The 18,204-nt window shown below is 67.3% G+C and carries 19 protein-coding genes and 1 tRNA gene; 11 read left to right on the top strand and 9 right to left on the bottom strand.

Going from position 1 to position 18,204, the window contains the following annotated elements; all coding sequences use genetic code 11:
- Positions 1-147: 147 nt before the first annotated feature.
- Positions 148-1,179, bottom strand: a complete 1,032-nt coding sequence (locus tag LIG30_RS06310) for a CDP-6-deoxy-delta-3,4-glucoseen reductase (protein ID WP_038710596.1) — start codon at positions 1,177-1,179, stop codon at positions 148-150.
- Between the two features lie 106 nt (positions 1,180-1,285).
- On the opposite strand from LIG30_RS06310, the gene LIG30_RS06315 reads away from it, so the two are divergent.
- Entirely contained in the window at positions 1,286-2,314 is a 1,029-nt protein-coding gene (locus LIG30_RS06315) for an NAD-dependent epimerase/dehydratase family protein (protein ID WP_038710597.1), read from the top strand.
- Here the strand turns inward: LIG30_RS06315 and LIG30_RS06320 are convergent.
- Positions 2,297-2,485 carry a hypothetical protein gene (locus LIG30_RS06320; RefSeq protein WP_038710598.1) on the bottom strand — a complete coding sequence of 63 codons (189 nt, stop codon included), beginning with the start codon at positions 2,483-2,485 and terminating at the stop codon, positions 2,297-2,299. The genes LIG30_RS06315 and LIG30_RS06320 overlap by 18 nt on opposite strands.
- A gap of 109 nt (positions 2,486-2,594) precedes the next feature.
- Positions 2,595-3,311: a pseudouridine synthase gene (locus LIG30_RS06325; protein ID WP_038710599.1), complete on the bottom strand. Its 717-nt coding sequence runs from the start codon at positions 3,309-3,311 to the stop codon at positions 2,595-2,597.
- A gap of 126 nt (positions 3,312-3,437) precedes the next feature.
- On the opposite strand from LIG30_RS06325, the gene copC reads away from it, so the two are divergent.
- Positions 3,438-3,812 (top strand): copper homeostasis periplasmic binding protein CopC, encoded by a 375-nt coding sequence (copC, locus tag LIG30_RS06330; protein WP_038710600.1) that lies wholly within the window; start codon positions 3,438-3,440, stop codon positions 3,810-3,812.
- Positions 3,813-3,906: 94 nt separating this feature from the next.
- On the top strand, positions 3,907-4,278 hold the full coding sequence (locus LIG30_RS06335) for a hypothetical protein (protein ID WP_235510217.1): 372 nt from the start codon (positions 3,907-3,909) through the stop codon (positions 4,276-4,278).
- 187 nt (positions 4,279-4,465) lie between these two features.
- Here LIG30_RS06335 and LIG30_RS06340 read toward each other — a convergent pair.
- The 3 genes from LIG30_RS06340 to LIG30_RS06350 all read right to left on the bottom strand — a co-directional run bounded on the left by LIG30_RS06340 (position 4,466) and on the right by LIG30_RS06350 (position 6,804).
- Positions 4,466-4,550, bottom strand: a tRNA-Leu gene (locus tag LIG30_RS06340).
- An 87-nt stretch (positions 4,551-4,637) separates the two neighbouring features.
- A complete protein-coding gene (locus LIG30_RS06345; protein WP_038710601.1) occupies positions 4,638-5,795 on the bottom strand; it encodes an ABC transporter substrate-binding protein in 1,158 nt (385 codons plus the stop codon).
- 67 nt (positions 5,796-5,862) lie between these two features.
- Positions 5,863-6,804: a CysB family HTH-type transcriptional regulator gene (locus tag LIG30_RS06350; RefSeq protein WP_038710604.1), complete on the bottom strand. Its 942-nt coding sequence runs from the start codon at positions 6,802-6,804 to the stop codon at positions 5,863-5,865.
- Positions 6,805-7,018: 214 nt separating this feature from the next.
- Here LIG30_RS06350 and LIG30_RS06355 point away from each other — a divergent pair, with 214 nt between their 5' ends.
- From LIG30_RS06355 to cobA, 6 genes are all read left to right on the top strand, one after another.
- Positions 7,019-8,698 carry a nitrite/sulfite reductase gene (locus tag LIG30_RS06355; protein ID WP_038710607.1) on the top strand — a complete coding sequence of 560 codons (1,680 nt, stop codon included), beginning with the start codon at positions 7,019-7,021 and terminating at the stop codon, positions 8,696-8,698.
- A gap of 25 nt (positions 8,699-8,723) precedes the next feature.
- Positions 8,724-9,266, top strand: a complete 543-nt coding sequence (locus LIG30_RS06360; protein ID WP_038710608.1) for a DUF934 domain-containing protein — start codon at positions 8,724-8,726, stop codon at positions 9,264-9,266.
- The gene (locus LIG30_RS06365; protein WP_038710609.1) at positions 9,263-10,006 is read left to right on the top strand and encodes a phosphoadenylyl-sulfate reductase; all 744 of its coding nucleotides are present in this window, start codon (positions 9,263-9,265) and stop codon (positions 10,004-10,006) included. The genes LIG30_RS06360 and LIG30_RS06365 overlap by 4 nt, the downstream gene beginning before the upstream one ends.
- Positions 10,007-10,084: 78 nt before the next feature.
- Positions 10,085-11,047 carry a sulfate adenylyltransferase subunit CysD gene (gene cysD / locus LIG30_RS06370; RefSeq protein ID WP_038710610.1) on the top strand — a complete coding sequence of 321 codons (963 nt, stop codon included), beginning with the start codon at positions 10,085-10,087 and terminating at the stop codon, positions 11,045-11,047.
- A 22-nt stretch (positions 11,048-11,069) separates the two neighbouring features.
- The gene (locus LIG30_RS06375) at positions 11,070-12,386 is read left to right on the top strand and encodes a sulfate adenylyltransferase subunit 1 (protein WP_038710611.1); all 1,317 of its coding nucleotides are present in this window, start codon (positions 11,070-11,072) and stop codon (positions 12,384-12,386) included.
- Between the two features lie 59 nt (positions 12,387-12,445).
- Positions 12,446-13,198 (top strand): uroporphyrinogen-III C-methyltransferase, encoded by a 753-nt coding sequence (gene cobA, locus LIG30_RS06380; protein ID WP_038710613.1) that lies wholly within the window; start codon positions 12,446-12,448, stop codon positions 13,196-13,198.
- 235 nt (positions 13,199-13,433) lie between these two features.
- Here cobA and LIG30_RS06385 read toward each other — a convergent pair whose 3' ends face one another.
- From LIG30_RS06385 to lptF, 3 genes are read right to left on the bottom strand one after another with little or no spacing between them, the layout of a single operon-like run.
- Positions 13,434-13,814, bottom strand: a complete 381-nt coding sequence (locus LIG30_RS06385) for a sirohydrochlorin chelatase (RefSeq protein ID WP_038710614.1) — start codon at positions 13,812-13,814, stop codon at positions 13,434-13,436.
- A 24-nt stretch (positions 13,815-13,838) separates the two neighbouring features.
- Positions 13,839-14,984: an LPS export ABC transporter permease LptG gene (gene lptG / locus LIG30_RS06390; RefSeq protein WP_038710617.1), complete on the bottom strand. Its 1,146-nt coding sequence runs from the start codon at positions 14,982-14,984 to the stop codon at positions 13,839-13,841.
- Positions 14,985-14,987: 3 nt separating this feature from the next.
- Positions 14,988-16,085 carry an LPS export ABC transporter permease LptF gene (gene lptF, locus LIG30_RS06395; RefSeq protein ID WP_038710619.1) on the bottom strand — a complete coding sequence of 366 codons (1,098 nt, stop codon included), beginning with the start codon at positions 16,083-16,085 and terminating at the stop codon, positions 14,988-14,990.
- Positions 16,086-16,207: 122 nt separating this feature from the next.
- On the opposite strand from lptF, the gene LIG30_RS06400 reads away from it, so the two are divergent.
- Both LIG30_RS06400 and LIG30_RS06405 read left to right on the top strand, forming a co-directional pair.
- Positions 16,208-17,719, top strand: coding sequence for a leucyl aminopeptidase (locus tag LIG30_RS06400; protein WP_038710620.1), 1,512 nt, complete (start codon positions 16,208-16,210; stop codon positions 17,717-17,719).
- Between the two features lie 43 nt (positions 17,720-17,762).
- On the top strand, positions 17,763-18,179 hold the full coding sequence (locus LIG30_RS06405; RefSeq protein WP_038710621.1) for a DNA polymerase III subunit chi: 417 nt from the start codon (positions 17,763-17,765) through the stop codon (positions 18,177-18,179).
- Positions 18,180-18,204: the final 25 nt, after the last annotated feature.

The raw sequence follows: 18,204 nt of genomic DNA on the forward strand, positions 1-18,204 counted from the left end.
GAGCCGGCGGCATCCGGGCGGAGCGGCGAGCGGCGACGTCGGAGAGCGGACAGGAAGCGGTTCATTCGCGCAAGCATAAGGCATCCCGCGCCTCACTGTAAACCGCCGCGATGCCACATATGTGTCGCGGCGGCCGTGGGACAGGGGTCAGACCGGATGCGCGAGGTCGGCGGCGCTCGTAAACGAGTCGGCGTAGAACTCGTCCGTCGGCAGGCCATGATGCTGCGTGAAGTCGCGCTGCGCGGACTCGACCATCACCGGCGCGCCGCACGCGTAGACCTGGTGGCCGGACAGGTCGGGCAGATCCTCGATCACCGCGCGGTGCACGAAGCCGGTGCGGCCGGTCCATGCGTCGGCGGCGTCCGGCTCGGAGAGCACCGGCACGAACGTGAAGTTCGGGATCTCGTTCGCCCATTGCTCGGCCAGCTCCGCGAGATAGAGGTCCTTCTTGCGGCGCGCGCCCCAGTAGAGCGTCATCGGGCGCGTGAGGCCCAGGTGCTTCGCGTGCTCGATGATCGCCTTGATCGGCGCGAAGCCGGTGCCCGACGCGAGCAGCACCATCGGCTTGTCGGAATCCTCGTGCAGGAAGAACGTGCCGAGCGGGCCTTCGAAGCGCAGGATGTCGCGCTCCTTCATCGCGCCGAATACGTGATCGGTGAACTTGCCGCCCGGCATGTGGCGGATGTGCAGCTCGATCGGGCCTTCCTCGTGCGGCGCGTTCGCCATCGAGTAGCTGCGGCGCGAGCCGTCCTTCAGGATGAACTCGATGTACTGGCCGGCGAGGTACTGCAGGCGCTCGTTGGCGGGCAGTTGCAGCTTGACCACCATCACGTCGTCCGCCTTGCGTTCGAGCGCGGCGATGCGGCACGGCAGCTTCTTGACCTGCACGCCGTCGACGCCGGCGATCTCGCGCACGTCGATTTCGAGGTCGCACTGCGCCGTCGCGCAGCACAGCAGCGCGAGGCCGCGGGTGCGCTCGTCGTTCGACAGCGCCGACGCGGCGTGCGCGCCCTGTTCGACCTGGCCCGACACGATCTGGCCTTTGCACGAGCCGCACGCGCCGTTCTTGCAGCCGTACGGCAGATGCACGTTCTGGCGCAGTGCGGCTGCCAGCACGGTTTCATCCGACTCGACCTGGAATTGCCGGCCGCTTTGCTTGAGAGTTACGTTGAATGCCATAGATTCATCGAAAACAAAATGTGGGGACCGTGCATGTCGGGCACGGCAGCTACAATGCAAACCGTTGCGCGTGGCGCAACGGTGGCTACTGATTTCGCACTACACCATGATCGCGACACGAATTCTGCGCCGGCCGCGCGTACTGATCGTCGGCTGCGGCGACGTCGGCCTGCGCTGCGTCGAACAACTGCGCGCGCGGCGCGGCGGCGTGCGCATCTTCGCGCTGACGAGCCAGCCGGGGCGGCGCGCCGAATTGCGCGCGGCGGGCGCGACGCCGATCGTCGGCGACCTGGATCGCCCGTCGACGCTCGCCCGCGCCGGCAAGCTGGCCCGCACGATCCTGCATCTCGCGCCGCCGCAGCCCGACGGCACCGACGACCGGCGCACGCGCGCGCTCGTCGCGGCGCTGGCCACGCGCGTGCCGCGACCCGCGTGTCAGCCGGCGCCGGCATACGGCAGGCTGCGGAAAGGGCGCGCGGCGGCCCGGTCGGCCGGCTCGCCTTTTCAGGCAGCGCGTATTGTAACCGAGCGTCCTTGCGCGCCGAGGCTCGTCTATGCGAGCACGAGCGGCGTATACGGCGATTGCGGCGGGGCGTGGATCGACGAAACGCGCCCGGTGCACCCGGCGAATCCGCGCGCATTTCGCCGTGTGTCGGCCGAGCGGCAACTGCGCGCCGCGGCCGCGCGCGGCGTGCTGTCGGTGCGCATCGTGCGGATTCCGGGCATCTATGCGGCGAACCGGCTGCCGCTCGCGCGCCTCGAGCGCGGAACCCCCGCGCTCGTGCCGGCCGACGACGTCTACACGAACCACATTCACGCCGACGACCTCGCGGCGATCCTGTTGCGTGCGGCGGCGCGCGGCAAGCCGTCGCGCGCGGTGCACGCGTCGGACGACAGCGAACTGCTGATGGGGGAGTATTTCGAGCGCGTCGCGCGTGCGTTCGGGCTGCCGCCGCCGCCGCGCGTGAGCCGCGCCGACGCCCAGCGCCTGCTCGAGCCGACGCTGCTGTCGTTCATGCGCGAATCGCGGCGGCTTTCCAACGCGCGGCTCAAGCGCGAATTGCGCGTGACGCTGCGCTATCCGACCGTCGACGATTTCCTGCGGACCGCCGGCGCGTCAGATCAGCGCAGGTAGCGCCTCGATCAGCAGGAAACATAGCAGCGCGCCGATCAGCGCGCCGATCAGGTTCGGGTGGTATTTGTGCTTCGCGCGCATGACCAGCAGCAGCCCGCCGATCACGATCGCGCCGAGCGCGGCGAACGCGAGCATCACATATGTCATCTCGACCGGGTGGTTGATCAGCATGATGGCCTCCCTGCAGCGCTGACCCTTTTGAATCGAGTATAGCGGGGGGCGCGCGCCGTCGCCACGCGTCAGGGGGCAGATCGCGTCGCGCGGTCGTGCGGATTTTCCCTTACAGGGTTTTCGCGGTGCCGCGCAGCGCGGCCAGCTCGGCCTCGCCGAGCCACTGCCATTCGCCCGGCGCGAGCGTGTCCGGCAGCGTGAAGCCGCCGACGCTTTCCCGGTGCAGCGCCTCGACGCGGTTGCTCGCGGCGGCAACCATTCGCTTCACCTGGTGATACTTGCCTTCGAGCACCGTCAGCGCGAGGACGTGCGTGTCGCGCGCGTCGGCGGCGATTGCGGCGATCGGCTTCGGCTCGCCGTGCAGCATCACGCCCGAGCGCAGCGCGTTCAGTTGCGTGTCGTCGAGTGGGTGGCGCACGGTCGCGACGTAGGTTTTCGGCACCTTGCGCTTCGGCGACGTGTACGCGTGCACGAACTGGCCGTCGTCGGACAGCAGCAGCAGCCCCGTCGTGTCCTGATCGAGCCGGCCGACGCACTGCACGCCGCGCGCGACGAGCGGCGGCGGCAGCAGGCTGAACACGCTCGCGTGGTGTTGCGGGTCGCGCGAGCACTCGTAGCCGGCGGGCTTGTTGAGCGCGAGATACGCGTGCGCGTGGAATGCCCACGGCGTGCCGTCGACCGAGAACACCAGGCGGTCGGTGTCGAACGGCGCGGCCGGGTTGGTGCAGGCCGTGCCGCCGACGTCGACGCGCGCCGTTTCGATCAGGCCGCGGCACTGGCGGCGCGAGCCGAAACCCTGGCTGAAGAGAATGCTTTCGAGATCCATAGCGCGCGCATTCTATCAAGCGGGAGCGCGTGGCCGGCGGGACGGCGCGCAGCAGCTGGTAAGCTGCGCGATCGCCGCGCGTCCGCGAGCCGGTTGCGGCATGCGCTCAACTTTTCCGGAGAAGACATGACTTTCGATCCCGTTTACGTCAGCCGCAAGGCCGCAGCCGTCGTGTTGGCGGCGACCGTGTCGTCGGCGGCGTTCGCGCACGCCCGGCCCGCCAACACCGAGCCGGCCGCGAACGCCGTGCTGGCATCCGCGCCGCCGGCCGTTGCGATCGGCTTCACCGAGACGCTCGAACCGTCGTTCAGCTCGATCGTCGTCGTCGACGGGCAGGGCAACGCAGTGTCGGCCGGCAAGGCGAGCGTCGATGGCGCGAACCGCAAACGGATGACGGTGCCGCTCGCAACGCTTGCGTCGGGCGCGTACACGGTCAAATGGGTGGCTGTCGCGGCAGATGGCCATCGGACGCAGGGCACGTACCGATTCAGCGTGAAGTGACGCGTTTGCGCGGTGTTGGGCGGGGTTTCCGGGCGATCCGTCCGGCTTGCGACAGGTTGGCCTGTTTCCATTCTTTCGTAAGGTGAATAGGGTGATGACCGACACCGTCTCAGAAATCTTCGACCGATTCGACAACCTCCATGACTGGTATGTCGACGGCATCTTGACTGAGAGTGAGGGCGGTTCGGGCATTCCCGATATCTTCATCCTGAGGGCACACGACGGGCAACGCCGTGCAACGGTCACATTCGAGGGAGTCACCCGGCTTGGGTTCGAAGCCGGGGGATTGCTGAATATCGTGAATTCGTTGGAGGCAGTGCGGCCGGGTACGGAGGCATACGCGAAGGCGGAGGCGTTGCTGTCTCGCTCTGCTCACGGCGAACGTCGTGCCCGTTACGTCGCCTATCTGTATTCAACCCTTGGCGTAGAGTTGGCCGTCGAATTTGACCGGCTGCGTATCGACTGATGGCGCGGGGCGGATGGTGACTGGGTACGAGTGATCGTGATCTGCGGTGGTATTTCGCATCAAGCCGTACCCTCGATTTTTGGGGCTTCCCCGGTTCCGCTCGGGACTTCCCGAAAACGAAAAACCCGCGGAAGCCTATAGCCGACGCGGGTTTTGGGAATTCTCGGGACTGCCCGAAACTATCTGATGGTGCCCAGGGCCGGAATCGAACCGGCACGCCTTGCGGCGGGGGATTTTGAGTCCCCTGCGTCTACCAATTTCACCACCTGGGCTTATCGCGACCGCGCATGCGATTGCGCGCGGCGAAAGCGCGAATTATCGCCGAAAACGCCGCGCCGGGCAAGCAGCCCGGCATCCGCTCACTGGCTGAGGTAGACGAACCCGCCGTTCTTCACGATTCCCATCACGCTCGCGCGCTGGTCGAGCCCGACGTGATCGCTGTCGCTCGTATTGACGACGCCGTTCGGCACCACCAGCTCGTGCGCGCGCTCCAGCTCCCGGCGCAGCACGTTGCGAAACTCGGGCGTGCCCGGCTGCGCGGCCTTCAGCGCGCGGCCGACCGCGTCGGCCAGCCGCGGATACACGCCGGCGGCATCGCCCGCGAACTGCGTGACCGTGCCCGCGCCGTACTTCGCCTCGTAGGCACTGACGAACGCGAGCGCCGCCTTGCGGGCCGGATGATCGGCCGGCAGCGTGCGCGCGACGACGACCGGCTGCGTCGGGAACAGCGTGCCCTCGACGTCCTTGCCGCCGAGCCGGATGAATTCCGGGGTCGCGATGCCGTGCGTCTGGTAGATCGGGCCCTTGTAGCCGCGCTCGATCAGCGTGCGCTGCGGCAGCACGGTCGGCGTGCCGGCGCCGGCGATCAGGATCGCGTCGGGCCTCGCCGCGATCAGCTTCAGCGCCTGCCCCGTGACGCTCGCGTCGGTGCGGTTGAAGCGCTCGCTCGCGACGATGCGGATCTTGCGCAGTTCGGCGAAGCGGCTGAACTCGTTGAGCCAGCTGTCGCCATAACTGTCCGCGAAGCCAATGAAGCCGACCGTCTTCACGCCGTGATTCGCCATGTAGCGGGTCATCACGTCGGCCATCGCCCGGTCGCTCTGCGCCATCTTGAACGCCCACACCCGCGCACCTTCCTGCGGCTCGACGATCGACCCGGAGCCGATCAGCGTGACCATCGGCGTCTGCGCGCCGGCGACCGCGTCGAGCGCCGCAAGCGCGGCCGGCGTGATGTTCGGCCCGATCACCACGTCCACCTTGTCCTCGGACACCAGCTTGCGGATGTTGCGCACCGCGACGCCCGGGTCGGACGCGTCGTCGAGCAGCGTCACCTGGACGTTCTGCCCGGCGATCGTCTTCGGCCACATCAGGATCGCGTTCTTGCTCGACATGCCGATCGCGGCGGCCGGGCCGGTCGTCGACAGGTCGACGCCGACCTTCAGGTCGGCGTGCGCGACCGCGCACGAAAGCAGCAGGGCGGCGCCGGCGGCGCGGCGCAGCAAGGTGGATGGCGTCATGCGTGAGATCTCCGTCGGCGATGAAAAAAAGGGGCGCCAATCGCGCCCCGGTCGTTATCGTGTCCCGTCAAAGTTCATACGAATCGGCTTCGCCCTTCAGCGCCTGCTCGATCAGCTTGCGGTTCAGCGTCGGCGACAGCAACTCGACGAGCGTATACACATAGCTGCGCAGGTAGGCGCCCTGCTTGAGCGCGACGCGCGTGACGTTGCTGCCGAACAGGTGGCCGACCGGAATCAGCCGCAGGTTGCGGTCACGCTCCGGATTGAACGCGATGTCCGCCATGATGCCGACCCCGAGGCCCAGCTCGACGTAGGTCTTGATCACGTCGGCGTCGATCGCCTCGAGCACGATGTCGGGCGACAGACCGCGCAGCGCGAACGCCTGGTTGATCTTCTTGCGCCCGGCGTACGCGTCGTCGTAGGTGATCAGCGGGTACTGCGCGAGATCGTCGAGCGACGGCGTCTTGCGGTCGAGCAGCGGGTGGTCGGCTGGCACGACGGCCGCGTGGTGCCACTGGAAGCAGGGCAGCGACACCAGATCCTTGTAGTCGGCGATCGCCTCGGTCGCGATCGCGAGATCCGCCTGGTCGTGGAGCACCATCTCGGCAACCTGCGTCGGGCTGCCCTGCAGGATCGACAGGTGCACCTTCGGGAAGCGCTTCTTGAATTCGGCGATCGCCGACGGCAGCGAGTAGCGCGCCTGCGTATGGGTCGCCGCGATCGTCAGGTTGCCCTGGTCCTGTGCCGCGTAATCTTTCCCGACCCTTTTAAGGCTCTCGACTTCCTGGAGGATGCGCTCGACCGACGCGAGGATGATCCTGCCGGGCTCGGTCAGCGAGCGCACGCGCTTGCCGTGGCGGGTGAAGATCTCGACGCCGAGCTCGTCTTCCAGCTCGATGATCGCCTTGGAGACGCCCGGTTGCGATGTATACAGCGCCTTGGCCGCCTCGGTGAGGTTGAAATTCTGCCGGACGGCCTCGCGCACGAAGCGAAATTGGTGCAGGTTCATTTATAACCCTTCCGCATATCAACAGAATTTTTTAGTCGTTTGAAATATAAGGCGAGTTTATTACGATTCACCGGAGTTTTTCAAATATCGATATCTGTATACGTCATTAGCAATCCACGGGCCACGGGTGCACGGGAGGCGAAGTCGGTGCAGAATTCGGGCGCGGCGTGGCTAGGACGCCGCGCGGTCAACACGAAAACCCTGGGGTCCCCGAATGTATCAGTACGACCAGTACGACCAGACGATCGTCGACGAGCGAGTCGCGCAGTACCGCGATCAGGTACGCCGCCGCCTGTCGGGCGAGTTGAGCGAAGACGAGTTCCGTCCGCTGCGCCTGCAGAACGGCCTGTACCTGCAGCGTCACGCGTACATGCACCGTATCGCGATTCCGTACGGCAACCTGCGCAGCGACCAGTTGCGGATGCTCGCGCGCATCGCCCGCGAGCACGATCGCGGCTACGGCCACTTCTCGACGCGCTCGAACATCCAGTTCAACTGGATCAAGCTCGAGGAAACCCCCGAGATCCTCGCGAAACTCGCGTCGGTGCAGATGCACGGCATCCAGACGTCGGGCAACTGCATCCGCAACATTACCGCCGACCAGTTTGCCGGCGTCGCGCAGGACGAGGAGATCGATCCGCGTCCGTGGTCGGAAATCCTCCGCCAGTGGTCGACGTTCCACCCCGAATTCGCGTGGCTGCCGCGCAAGTTCAAGATCGCGGTGTCCGGCTCGAAGGCCGACCGCGCGGCCGTGCAGATCCACGACCTGGGCGTCTACCTGAAGAAGAACGCGCAGGGCGAGGTGGTCGCGAGCATTCTCGCGGGCGGCGGCCTCGGCCGCACGCCGATCGTCGGCGCGGTGATCCGCGAGGACCTGCCGTGGCAGCATCTGCTGACCTATTGCGAAGCCGTGCTGCGTGTGTACAACCGCTACGGCCGCCGCGACAACCTGTACAAGGCGCGGATCAAGATCCTCGTGAAGGCGCTGTCGCCGGCGAAGTTCGCGCAGCAGGTCGAGGAAGAGTGGCAGCACCTGAAGGACGGCCCGTCGACGCTCACGCAGGACGAGCTCGACCGCGTGTCGCAATACTTCCAGCCGCCTGTTTACGAAAAGCTTGCGGACACCGACGCGTCGTTCGAGCAGCATCTGCTCGAGAACAAGGCGTTCGCGCGCTGGGTCGAGCGTAACATCGCGCCGCACAAGGTGCCGGGCTACGCAGCCGTCACGCTGTCGCTGAAGAACCACCGCGTCGCGCCGGGCGACGCGACCGACGCGCAGATGGAGCAGGTCGCCGACTGGGCCGACGCCTATTCGCTCGGCGAACTGCGCGTGTCGCACGAGCAGAACCTGATCCTCGCGAACGTGAAGAAGCGCGACCTGTTCGCGCTCTGGGAAAAGGCGAAGGCGGCCGGCTTCGCGACGCCGAACGTCGGCCTGCTGACCGACATCATCGCGTGCCCGGGCGGCGACTTCTGCTCGCTCGCGAACGCGAAGTCGATCCCGATCGCGCTGGCGATCCAGCAGCGCTTCGACGATCTCGACTACGTCTACGATCTCGGCGACCTGTCGCTCAACATCTCCGGCTGCATGAACTCGTGCGGGCACCATCACGTCGGCAACATCGGCATTCTCGGCGTCGACAAGGACGGCGCGGAGTGGTACCAGGTGTCGCTCGGCGGCGAGCAGGGCACGGGCAACGGCGGCGCGCGCCTCGGCCGCGTGATCGGGCCGTCGTTCTCCGCCGACGAGGTGCCGGACGTGATCGCGAAGCTGATCGACACGTTCGTCGAAGCGCGCGCCGACGGCGAGCGCTTCGTCGACACGTACGACCGCATCGGCATTGCGCCGTTCAAGGAGCGCGTCTACGCGGCGCGCCAGGCCGCGCACGCGTAACCAACCGGGTAGAAGGAATTAGCAGATGGCTTCGATTATCAAGAACCGCGCAGTGACCGATGACGCATGGCAGGTCGTGCGCGCGGCGGAAGACGGCGCGCTCCCCGCGGTCGGCACGCTGCCGGCGGGCAAGGTGCTGGTGCCGTTCGCGCTGTGGCAGGCCGAGCGCGCGGCGCTCGTCGCCGCGAAGACGAAGGACGAGCTGGGCGTGTGGCTCGCGCCGGACAGCGAGCCGGCCGACCTCGTCGCCGATTTCGGCGCGATCGCGCTGATCGCCGTCGATTTCCCGCGCTTCGCGGACGGCCGCGGCTACAGCATCGCGCGCCTGCTGCGCGAGCGTCACGGCTGGACGGGCGAGCTGCGCGCGATCGGCGACGTGCTGCGCGACCAGCTGAATTACATGGAGCGTTGCGGCTTCGACGCGTTCGCGGTGCGCGCGGACAAGGACATCCACGACGCGCTGAACGCATTCGGCGAATTCTCGCAGCGCTATCAGGGCGCGGTCGACAATCCGTCGCCGCTGTTCCGCCGCCGTGCGGCCGCCGCTGCCGCGAAGGTGGATGCATGAGCGCCGCTGCCGCAACGGCGCTGACGCCGGAACTCGCCGCGAAGGTCGAACGGCTCGACGCGCTGCTCGCGCAGATCGCCGCGCGCCACCCGAGCGTGAAGCTCGCGAGCAGCCTCGCGGCCGAGGACATGGTTCTCACGCACGCGATCCTGTCGAACGCGCACGCGATCGGCATCTTCTCGCTGAACACGGGCCGCCTGCACGCGGAGACGGTCGGCATGATCGACCGCGTGCGCGAGCGCTACGGCTACGAGATCGAGCAGTTCCGCCCGCAGCAGGATGCGGTCGATGCGTACGTCGCCGACCATGGCCTGAATGCGTTCTACGAGAGCGTCGAGCTGCGCAAGGCGTGCTGCCACATTCGCAAGGTCGAGCCGCTCAACCGCGCGCTCGCGGACGTGAACGCATGGGTCACCGGCCAGCGCCGCGAGCAGTCGGTCACGCGCGCGGAGCTGCACGAGGAAGAGCAGGACGAGGCGCGCGGCATTGCCAAGTACAATCCGCTCGCCGACTGGACGGAGAGCGACGTGTGGGCGTACCTGAAGGCGTTCGACGTGCCCGTGAATCCGCTCCATGCGCGCGGCTACCCGAGCATCGGCTGCGAACCGTGCACGCGCGCGGTGCGCCCCGGCGAGGACAGCCGGGCCGGCCGCTGGTGGTGGGAATCGCGCGACACGAAGGAATGCGGCCTGCACATCGCGATCACGCCGATTTCCGCGACGCCCGACGCAGCACGCTGAACGACATACCGACAAGACTGAATAGTGGCCGCCCGCCCGACGCGGGCGGCACGAACCCGGAAGAGAAGGACTGAAACCATGAGCACGACGCTCGAGCAATCCGCCTTTGCCCCGCCCACCGGCGACGCCAGCCGCATGGGCCACCTCGACTGGCTCGAAGCCGAGTCGATCCACATCCTGCGCGAACTCGTCGCCGAATGCAGCAAGCCGGCGCTGTTGTTCTCGGGCGGCAAGGATTCCGTCGTCGTGCTGCATCTCGCGCTGAAGGCGTTCGGCCTCGGCGCGAACCGCAAGACGACGCTGCCGTTCCCGCTCGTCCACATCGACACCGGCCACAACTACGAGGAAGTGATCGACTTCCGCGACCGGCGCGCGAAGGAGATCGGCGCCGAGCTGGTCGTGGGCCACGTCGAGGACTCGATCAAGCGCGGCACGGTCGTGCTGCGCCGCGAGACCGACTCGCGCAATGCCGCGCAGGCCGTCACGCTGCTCGAGACGATCGAGCAGTACGGCTACACCGCGATGATCGGCGGCGCACGCCGCGACGAAGAGAAGGCGCGCGCGAAGGAGCGCATCTTCTCGTTCCGCGACGAATTCGGCCAGTGGGACCCGAAGGCGCAGCGCCCGGAGCTGTGGAGCCTGTACAACGCGCGCCTGCACAACGGCGAGCACCTGCGCGTGTTCCCGATCTCGAACTGGACCGAGCTGGACGTGTGGCAGTACATCGCCCGCGAGAACCTCGAACTGCCGTCGATCTACTACGCGCACCAGCGCGAGATCGTGCGCCGCAACGGCCTGCTCGTGCCGGTCACGCCGCTCACGCCGATGCGCGAGGGCGAGACGAGCGAGATCGCGCAGGTGCGCTTCCGCACGGTCGGCGACATCAGCTGCACGTGCCCGGTCGAGAGCGACGCGGACCACGTCGAGAAGATCATCGCCGAGACGGCGGTGACCGAGATCACCGAGCGCGGCGCAACCCGGATGGACGACCAGGCCTCCGAAGCCGCGATGGAACAGCGCAAGAAGCAAGGTTATTTCTGAAGCACACGAGGACATTCACATCATGAGCATCATCGAGAACAACGAAGACCTCGGCGTGCTGCGCTTCATCACGGCAGGCAGCGTCGACGACGGCAAGAGCACGTTGATCGGCCGCCTGCTGTATGACAGCAAGGCGGTGTTGTCCGACCAGCTGTCCGCGCTGTCGCGCGCGAAGAACAAGCGTACCGTCGGCGACGAGCTCGACCTCGCGCTGCTGACCGACGGCCTCGAGGCCGAGCGCGAGCAGGGCATCACGATCGACGTCGCGTACCGTTATTTCGCGACGGCGAAGCGCAAGTTCATCATTGCCGACACGCCGGGCCACGAGCAGTACACGCGCAACATGGTGACGGGCGCGTCGACCGCGCACGCGGCGATCATCCTGGTCGACGCGACCCGCGTCACGATCGAGAACGGCGTCGCGGAGCTGCTGCCGCAGACCAAGCGTCATAGCGCGATCGTCAAGCTGCTCGCGCTGCAGCACGTGATCGTCGCGATCAACAAGATGGACCTGGTCGACTACAGCGAGGCGCGCTTCAACGAAATCCGCGACGCATACGTCGCGCTCGCGAAGCAGCTCGGCCTTGCCGACGTGCGCTTCGTGCCGGTGTCGGCGCTGAAGGGCGACAACATCGTCGGCGCGAGCGAGCGCATGCCGTGGTATGCGGGCGAGCCGCTCCTCGACGTGCTGGAAGCGCTGCCGGTCGAATCGCAGGCGCACGACGCGCTGCGCTTCCCGGTGCAGTGGGTCGCGCGCCAGGACGGCAGCTCGGCGGACGACTTCCGCGGCTACATGGGCCGGATCGAGGCGGGCGAAGTGAAGGTCGGCGACGAAATCGTCGTGCTGCCGTCGAACCGCACCGCGACGGTCGCCGAGATCATCGCGCCGGTGCCGGGCGGCACCGCGGCGGTCGAGCGCGCGTTCGCCGGCCAGGCGGTGACGATCCGCCTCGCCGAGGATGTCGACGTGTCGCGCGGCGACGTGTTCGTGCCGGTGGCACAGCCGATCGAGCCCGCGAAGAAGCTCGAGGCCGATCTGTGCTGGTTCGACGAAGTGCCGCTGTCGCCGCAGCGCAAGTACCTGCTCAAGCAGACCACGAGCACGGTGTTCGCGAAGATCGGCGCGGTCAAGCAGGTGCTCGACGTGCACACGCTGTCGCATGCGACGGACCGCCACGACCTGAAGATGAACGACATCGGCCGCGTCGCGCTGACGCTGCAAAAGCCGATCGTGTGCGACACGTATGACGCGCATCCGGGCACGGGCGCGTTCGTGCTGATCGACGAGGCGACGCACCACACGGTCGCCGCGGGCATGATCCGGGCGTTTTCGGCGTGACGGGCGCGGCGCCGCCGCAGGGTGGCGCCGGTTCTGACCCACCCAGGGAAGCGACAGACATGGGCAAGGTGTATTTGATCGGCGCCGGGCCGGGCGCCGCGGATCTCATCACGGTGCGCGGCGCGCGCCTGCTCGCCGAGGCCGACGTCGTGCTGCACGACGCGCTGATCGAGCCGGCGATGCTCGATTACGCGCCGAACGCACGCAGGATCGCGGTCGGCAAGCGTTGCGGGCAACGCTCGACCGCGCAGCACTTCATCAACAAGCAGATCGTCGATGCGGCGCGCGAGCATGCGCTGGTGGTGCGCTTGAAGGGTGGCGATCCGATGCTGTTCGGCCGCGCCGACGAGGAAATGCGCGCGCTCGAGGCGGCCGGCATCGACTACGAGATCGTGCCCGGCATCACGGCAGCGCTCGCCGGCGCAGCGTCGCTCAAGCGTTCATTGACGCTGCGCGGTGTCGCGCGCAGCGTCGCGTTCGCGACGCACAGCCGCGCGCCGGACAGCGACGAGATCCGCGAGACGGCGCGCGCCGACTCGATCGTCTACTACATGGGCCGCGACAGCGCGCCCGGCATCGCGCAGCAGCTGATCGACGCGGGCCGCGCGCCGGAAACCCCGGTCGCGATCGTCGAGGCATGCAGCACGCCGCGCGAACGCACGCTGACGCTGACCCTGGCCGAGATGGCGGCGGGCGCGGCGCAGGCGTGGCTCGATCCCGCCGAGCCGAGTCTGCTGATGATCGGCGACGCGTTCGCCGAACGGGGCGAGGCCGCGAAGGCCGCCGCGCGGGCGATGCGCGACGCGGCGTGACGGCCCGCGCAAAGCCTGCCGAAGCGGTGCGTAATGATGGCAGGACGTCGTGTTGAGCGGTAACGGTGGGCCGTAGCGGCAAGCCGTAGCGGCGAGCCGTAACGGCGAGCCGAAACAAAAAGCGCCGGCGTGTGAACTGCCCCACGAAAGTGGACAGTCGAAGGTCGGGTGCCGGAGGGCTGAGTCCTGTATTGCACGGGACCCAGCCCTTTTTGTTTATGGCGCTGCGGCGCGCCTACGCGCCGTCGCCGGCCTGATCGAGGCAGTAGCGCGCGATCGCGTCGAGCACGCCGTCGTCCTCGCCGACCGCCGTCGCGCAGCGTATCTCGACGCCCGGATGCGCGGCGCGGCACGCGTCGATCAACTGCGGCAGGTCGCGGCGGATATGTCCGCCCTGGCCGAAGAACACCGGCACCACGGTGATGTGCGTGCAGCCCGCCGCGGCCTGCGCGGCGATGGCCGCGTCGAGCGGTGGCGTCATCAGTTCGAGAAACGCGAGCGACACGGGCGCGTCGCCGCGCGCCGCGCGCAGCCGGGCGGCGAGCCGCTCGAACGGCTCCGCCCAGCGCGGATCGCGCGCGCCGTGACCGAACAGGATGATGCCGTGCGAATTCATCGCGAATGCCTCACGAACCGGCGCTCAATGCCGGTCGACCCACTTGAGCGCGAACAGGCCGAGCCCGAGGTAGAGCAGGCCGGGGACCGCGGCCGTCAGCGGCGCGGGCCAGGTGTTCAGCATGCCGACGTGCGAGAACAGCGTGTTGAGCAGCTGGAAGCTCATGCCGAGCATGATGCCGCCGAACACCTTGACGCCGACCACGCCCGCGCGCGTGTGCAGGTACGCGAACGGCAGCGACAGCACCAGCATCACGAACACTGCGAACGGATACAGCAGCTTGCGCCACAGCGCGATGTCGTAGCGCTGCGTGTCCTGCTGATTCTCCCGCAAGTGCTGGATGTAGCGGAACAGGTTGATGATCGACATGCGTTCCGGCGACACCAGCAGCACCGACAGGATCTGCGGCGTGAGATCCGAGCGCAGCCGGTATTCGGACATCGTCACCTGCTTCGACGCGTACACCGGATTCAGCGAATCGGCGGGCTGGCCGGCGGGCGCGATCGACGACAGCGCGGTATCGGTGACGCCCGTCAGCAGCCAGTGGCCCGGCGGCTCGTAGCGGCCGGTCTGTGCGATCCGCACGTTCTGCAGCTGGAATTTCGAATCGAACTCGTAGATCCGCACGTCGCTGATCGTCGAATCGGGCGACAGCCGGCCGACGTTGACGAAGCGCGTGACCTGCTCGCCGTTGTCGCGCGCGGCGAGCGTGTCCTTCACCCAGACGCCCGACACGAAATTCGACGACACCGACGAGCCGAGCGCCTGGAGCCGCACGCGCTCCGACAGCTGGTCGGAATACGGCCCGACGAACTCGCCGATCAGGTAGGTGATGATCACGAGCGGCACGCCGATCTTCAGCAGCGAGCGCAGCGCCTGGCCGGTCGCGAGGCCCGACACGCGGAAGATCGTGAATTCCGAGCTCGCCGCCATCTGCGCGAACACGTAGATCGCGCTGATCAGCGCCGCGACCGGGATGATCTCGTAGAAGCGCGACGGCGTCTGCAGCGCGACGCGCAGCACCGCGTAGCCGAACTTGTAGTTGCCGTGGCCGACCGTGTTCAGTTCGCTGATCAGGTCGAAGAAGAAGAACAGGCCCGAGAACGCGAACAGGATGAAGATGAACGCGACGTAGATCTGCCGTGCGAAGTATTTTTCATAGAGCCGCATCGGTCATGCCCCCGTCGAGCGGCTGAACAGCGCGCGTGAAATGAGCGGGCGGTTGCGTACCCGGAGCCAGAAGATGAAGCCGACGATCGCCGCGACGACCACGTGCAGTCCGACGAGGCCCACGCCGAACGACAGCTTGCCCTGCTCGATCTGCGCTTGCACGACGTTGAGCAGGTTCGAATAGGTCAGGTAGATCAGTACTGCCATCACGAGGTTGATCGTGCGGCTGCGGCGCGGGTTCTGGTACGCGAGCGGGATGCCGAGCACCATCAGGTTGAGCGCGATCAGCGGCAGGCCCGCGCGCCACGCGAATTCGGCGAGGTTGTCGGCGGTCGGGTTGCGCAGCAGGTCGAGGGTCGGCGTGCTGTTGGTGGCCGTCACGTTGACGAACGGCTTGCTCTGGATCTTCACGCCGTAGCGTTCGAACTCCATGATCTTGACGTTCGGCTGGCCCGGCGTGCCGTCGTAGCGGCGGCCATTCTCCAGCACGATGAAGCGGTCGCCGTGGCTGCTCGTCTCGGTATGGCCCGTTTGCGACACGATGACGTTGACCTTGCCGTTCTCGGTCGACGTCACGAACACGCTCTGCACCTTGCTCTGGTCGGGCGACATCTTCTCGATGAAGAAGACGCGGTGATTGGTCGCGGATTCGCGGAACTGCCCGGGTGCGAGCAGCGAGATCTCGTCGCGCTGCTGGAAGCGCGCCTTGATCAGCTTGCTCTGCTGGTTCGACCACGGCCAGCCGACGAATGCGAAGAACGCGATCAGCAGCACGATCGGCGTCGCGAACACGCCGATCGGCTTGATGAGGCGCGTCAGGCTCACGCCCGACGCGAGCCACACGACCATTTCGGAATCCCGGTACCAGCGGGTCAGCACGAACAGGATCGACACGAACAGCGTGACGACGAGCATCACGGCCAGATAGCCGATCACGGTGAGGCCGATCAGCACGAGCACGTCCTTCGGGTCGATTTCACCGGACGCGGCGAAGCCGATGATGCGGATCATCATCGTCGTGAGCATGATCGTGAGCAGCACCATGAAGACGGCGCCTGCCGTGTACGCAAGCTCGCGCTGGAGGGAGCGTTCGAAGATCATTCTTGATGAGAAGAGGGCGGGAGGCGGAGCGCGCGTGGGCCGGCGCTCACGCCGCCACGGGAAAAATAGCGGATAATTGCGGCTTTCATCCTTAGCCCAGATTTTATCCGAGGACAAGCGCGATGGACTTTAGCATAAAAGGCTGTGATTGGAGCAAAGGGGAGTCCAAGGGCTTCCTGACCGGAAAGTCCGACTGCATCGTGCTCGGCGTGTTCGAGGCGCAGACCCTTTCGGGCGCGGCGCTCGACATCGATGCGGCGACCAAGGGCCTGATCTCGCGCGTGGTCAAGGCCGGCGACATGGACGGCAAGAGCGGCAAGACGCTGTTCCTGCACGAAGTGTCCGGGATCGGCGCGTCGCGCGTGCTGCTCGTCGGGCTGGGCAAGCAGGATGCTTTCAACCAGAAAGCCTATGCGGAGGCGGCACGCGCCGCCTGGCGCGCGCTGCTGGCGACCCGCGTGGCGCAGGTCACCTTCACGCTGGCGCAGCTGCCGGTCGACGAGCGCAGCTCCGACTGGGGCGTGCGCGCGGCGATCCTCGCGCTGCGCGGCGAGACCTATCGCTTCACGCAGCTGAAAAGCAAGCCGGAACCGGCGCCGCACGGGCTCAAGCGCGTCGTGTTCAGCGTGGATCCGGCTGACGAGAAGGCGGCGAAGGTCGCCGTCAAGCAGGCGGCCGCGCTCGCTAACGGGATGGATCTGACCCGCGATCTGGGCAACCTGCCCGGCAACGTCTGCACCCCCGCCTATCTCGCGAAGACCGCGCGGCAGATCGCGAAGGACTGGAACCTGAAGGTCGAGGTGCTGGGCCTCAAGCAGATCGAGGCGCTCAAGATGGGCTCGTTCCTGTCGGTCGCGCGCGCGTCGGTCGAGCCGCCGCACTTCATCGTGCTCCATTATCAGGGGGCGGCGGCGAAGGCCGCGCCGGTCGTGCTGGTCGGCAAGGGCATCACGTTCGATACCGGCGGCATCTCGCTGAAGCCGGGCGAGGGCATGGACGAGATGAAGTACGACATGTGCGGCGCGGGCTCGGTGCTCGGCACGCTGCGCGCGGTCGCCGAAATGGGCCTGAAGATCAACGTCGTCGGCATCATTCCGACCTGCGAGAACATGCCGGCCGGCAACGCGACGAAGCCGGGCGACGTCGTCACCAGCATGAAGGGCCTGACGATCGAGGTCCTGAACACCGACGCCGAGGGCCGCCTGATCCTGTGCGACGCGCTCACCTATGCCGAGCGCTTCAAGCCGGCCGCGGTGATCGACATCGCGACGCTGACGGGTGCATGCATCATCGCGCTCGGCCATCACAACAGCGGCCTGTTCTCGAAGGACGACGCGCTCGCGGGCGAGCTGCTCGACGCGTCGCGCGAGGCGGGCGACCCGGCGTGGCGCCTGCCGCTCGACGACGAGTACCAGGAGCAGCTCAAGTCGAATTTCGCGGACATCGCGAACATCGGTGGCCGTCCGGCCGGCAGCGTGACGGCGGCCTGCTTCCTGTCGCGCTTCACCGACAGCTACCCGTGGGCGCACCTCGACATCGCCGGCACCGCGTGGAAGAGCGGTGCGGCGAAGGGCGCGACCGGCCGTCCGGTGCCGCTGTTGACGCAGTTCCTGATCGACCGCGCCGGGCAGTGATGGCGGGAGTCGGGACAGCACTGCGGCGCGGGCGTAACGGGCGATGACGCGGATCGATTTCCACACCAACGTCGGCGATTCGCTCGCCTACGCGTGCCGGCTGCTGCGCAAGGCCTACCAGGCCGGGCAGCCGGTCGTCGTGCTCGCGGAGCCGGCGCGCCTGCGCGCGCTCGACGAGCGGCTCTGGACGTTCTCGCCGCTCGATTTCATTCCGCATTGCGGCGTCGACAGCCCGCATGCGGCCGAGACGCCGATCGTGCTGGCCGCCGATCTCGAAAAGGCGCCGCATCATCACGTGCTGCTGAACCTCGGCGCGGCGGTGCCGGCGCAATTCGCCCGCTTCGAGCGCCTGCTCGAAGTGGTCGGCAACGAGCCGGACGAACTGACCGCAGGCCGTGACCGCTATCGCTTCTATCGCGACCGCGGTTATGCGCTGAACAACTACAAGCAAGGCAGCTAGCCGATTCCGTCGACGGAGCAATCAC

This window comes from Burkholderia sp. lig30 (genome assembly GCF_000687455.2).
Classification (GTDB): Bacteria; Pseudomonadota; Gammaproteobacteria; order Burkholderiales; family Burkholderiaceae; genus Burkholderia.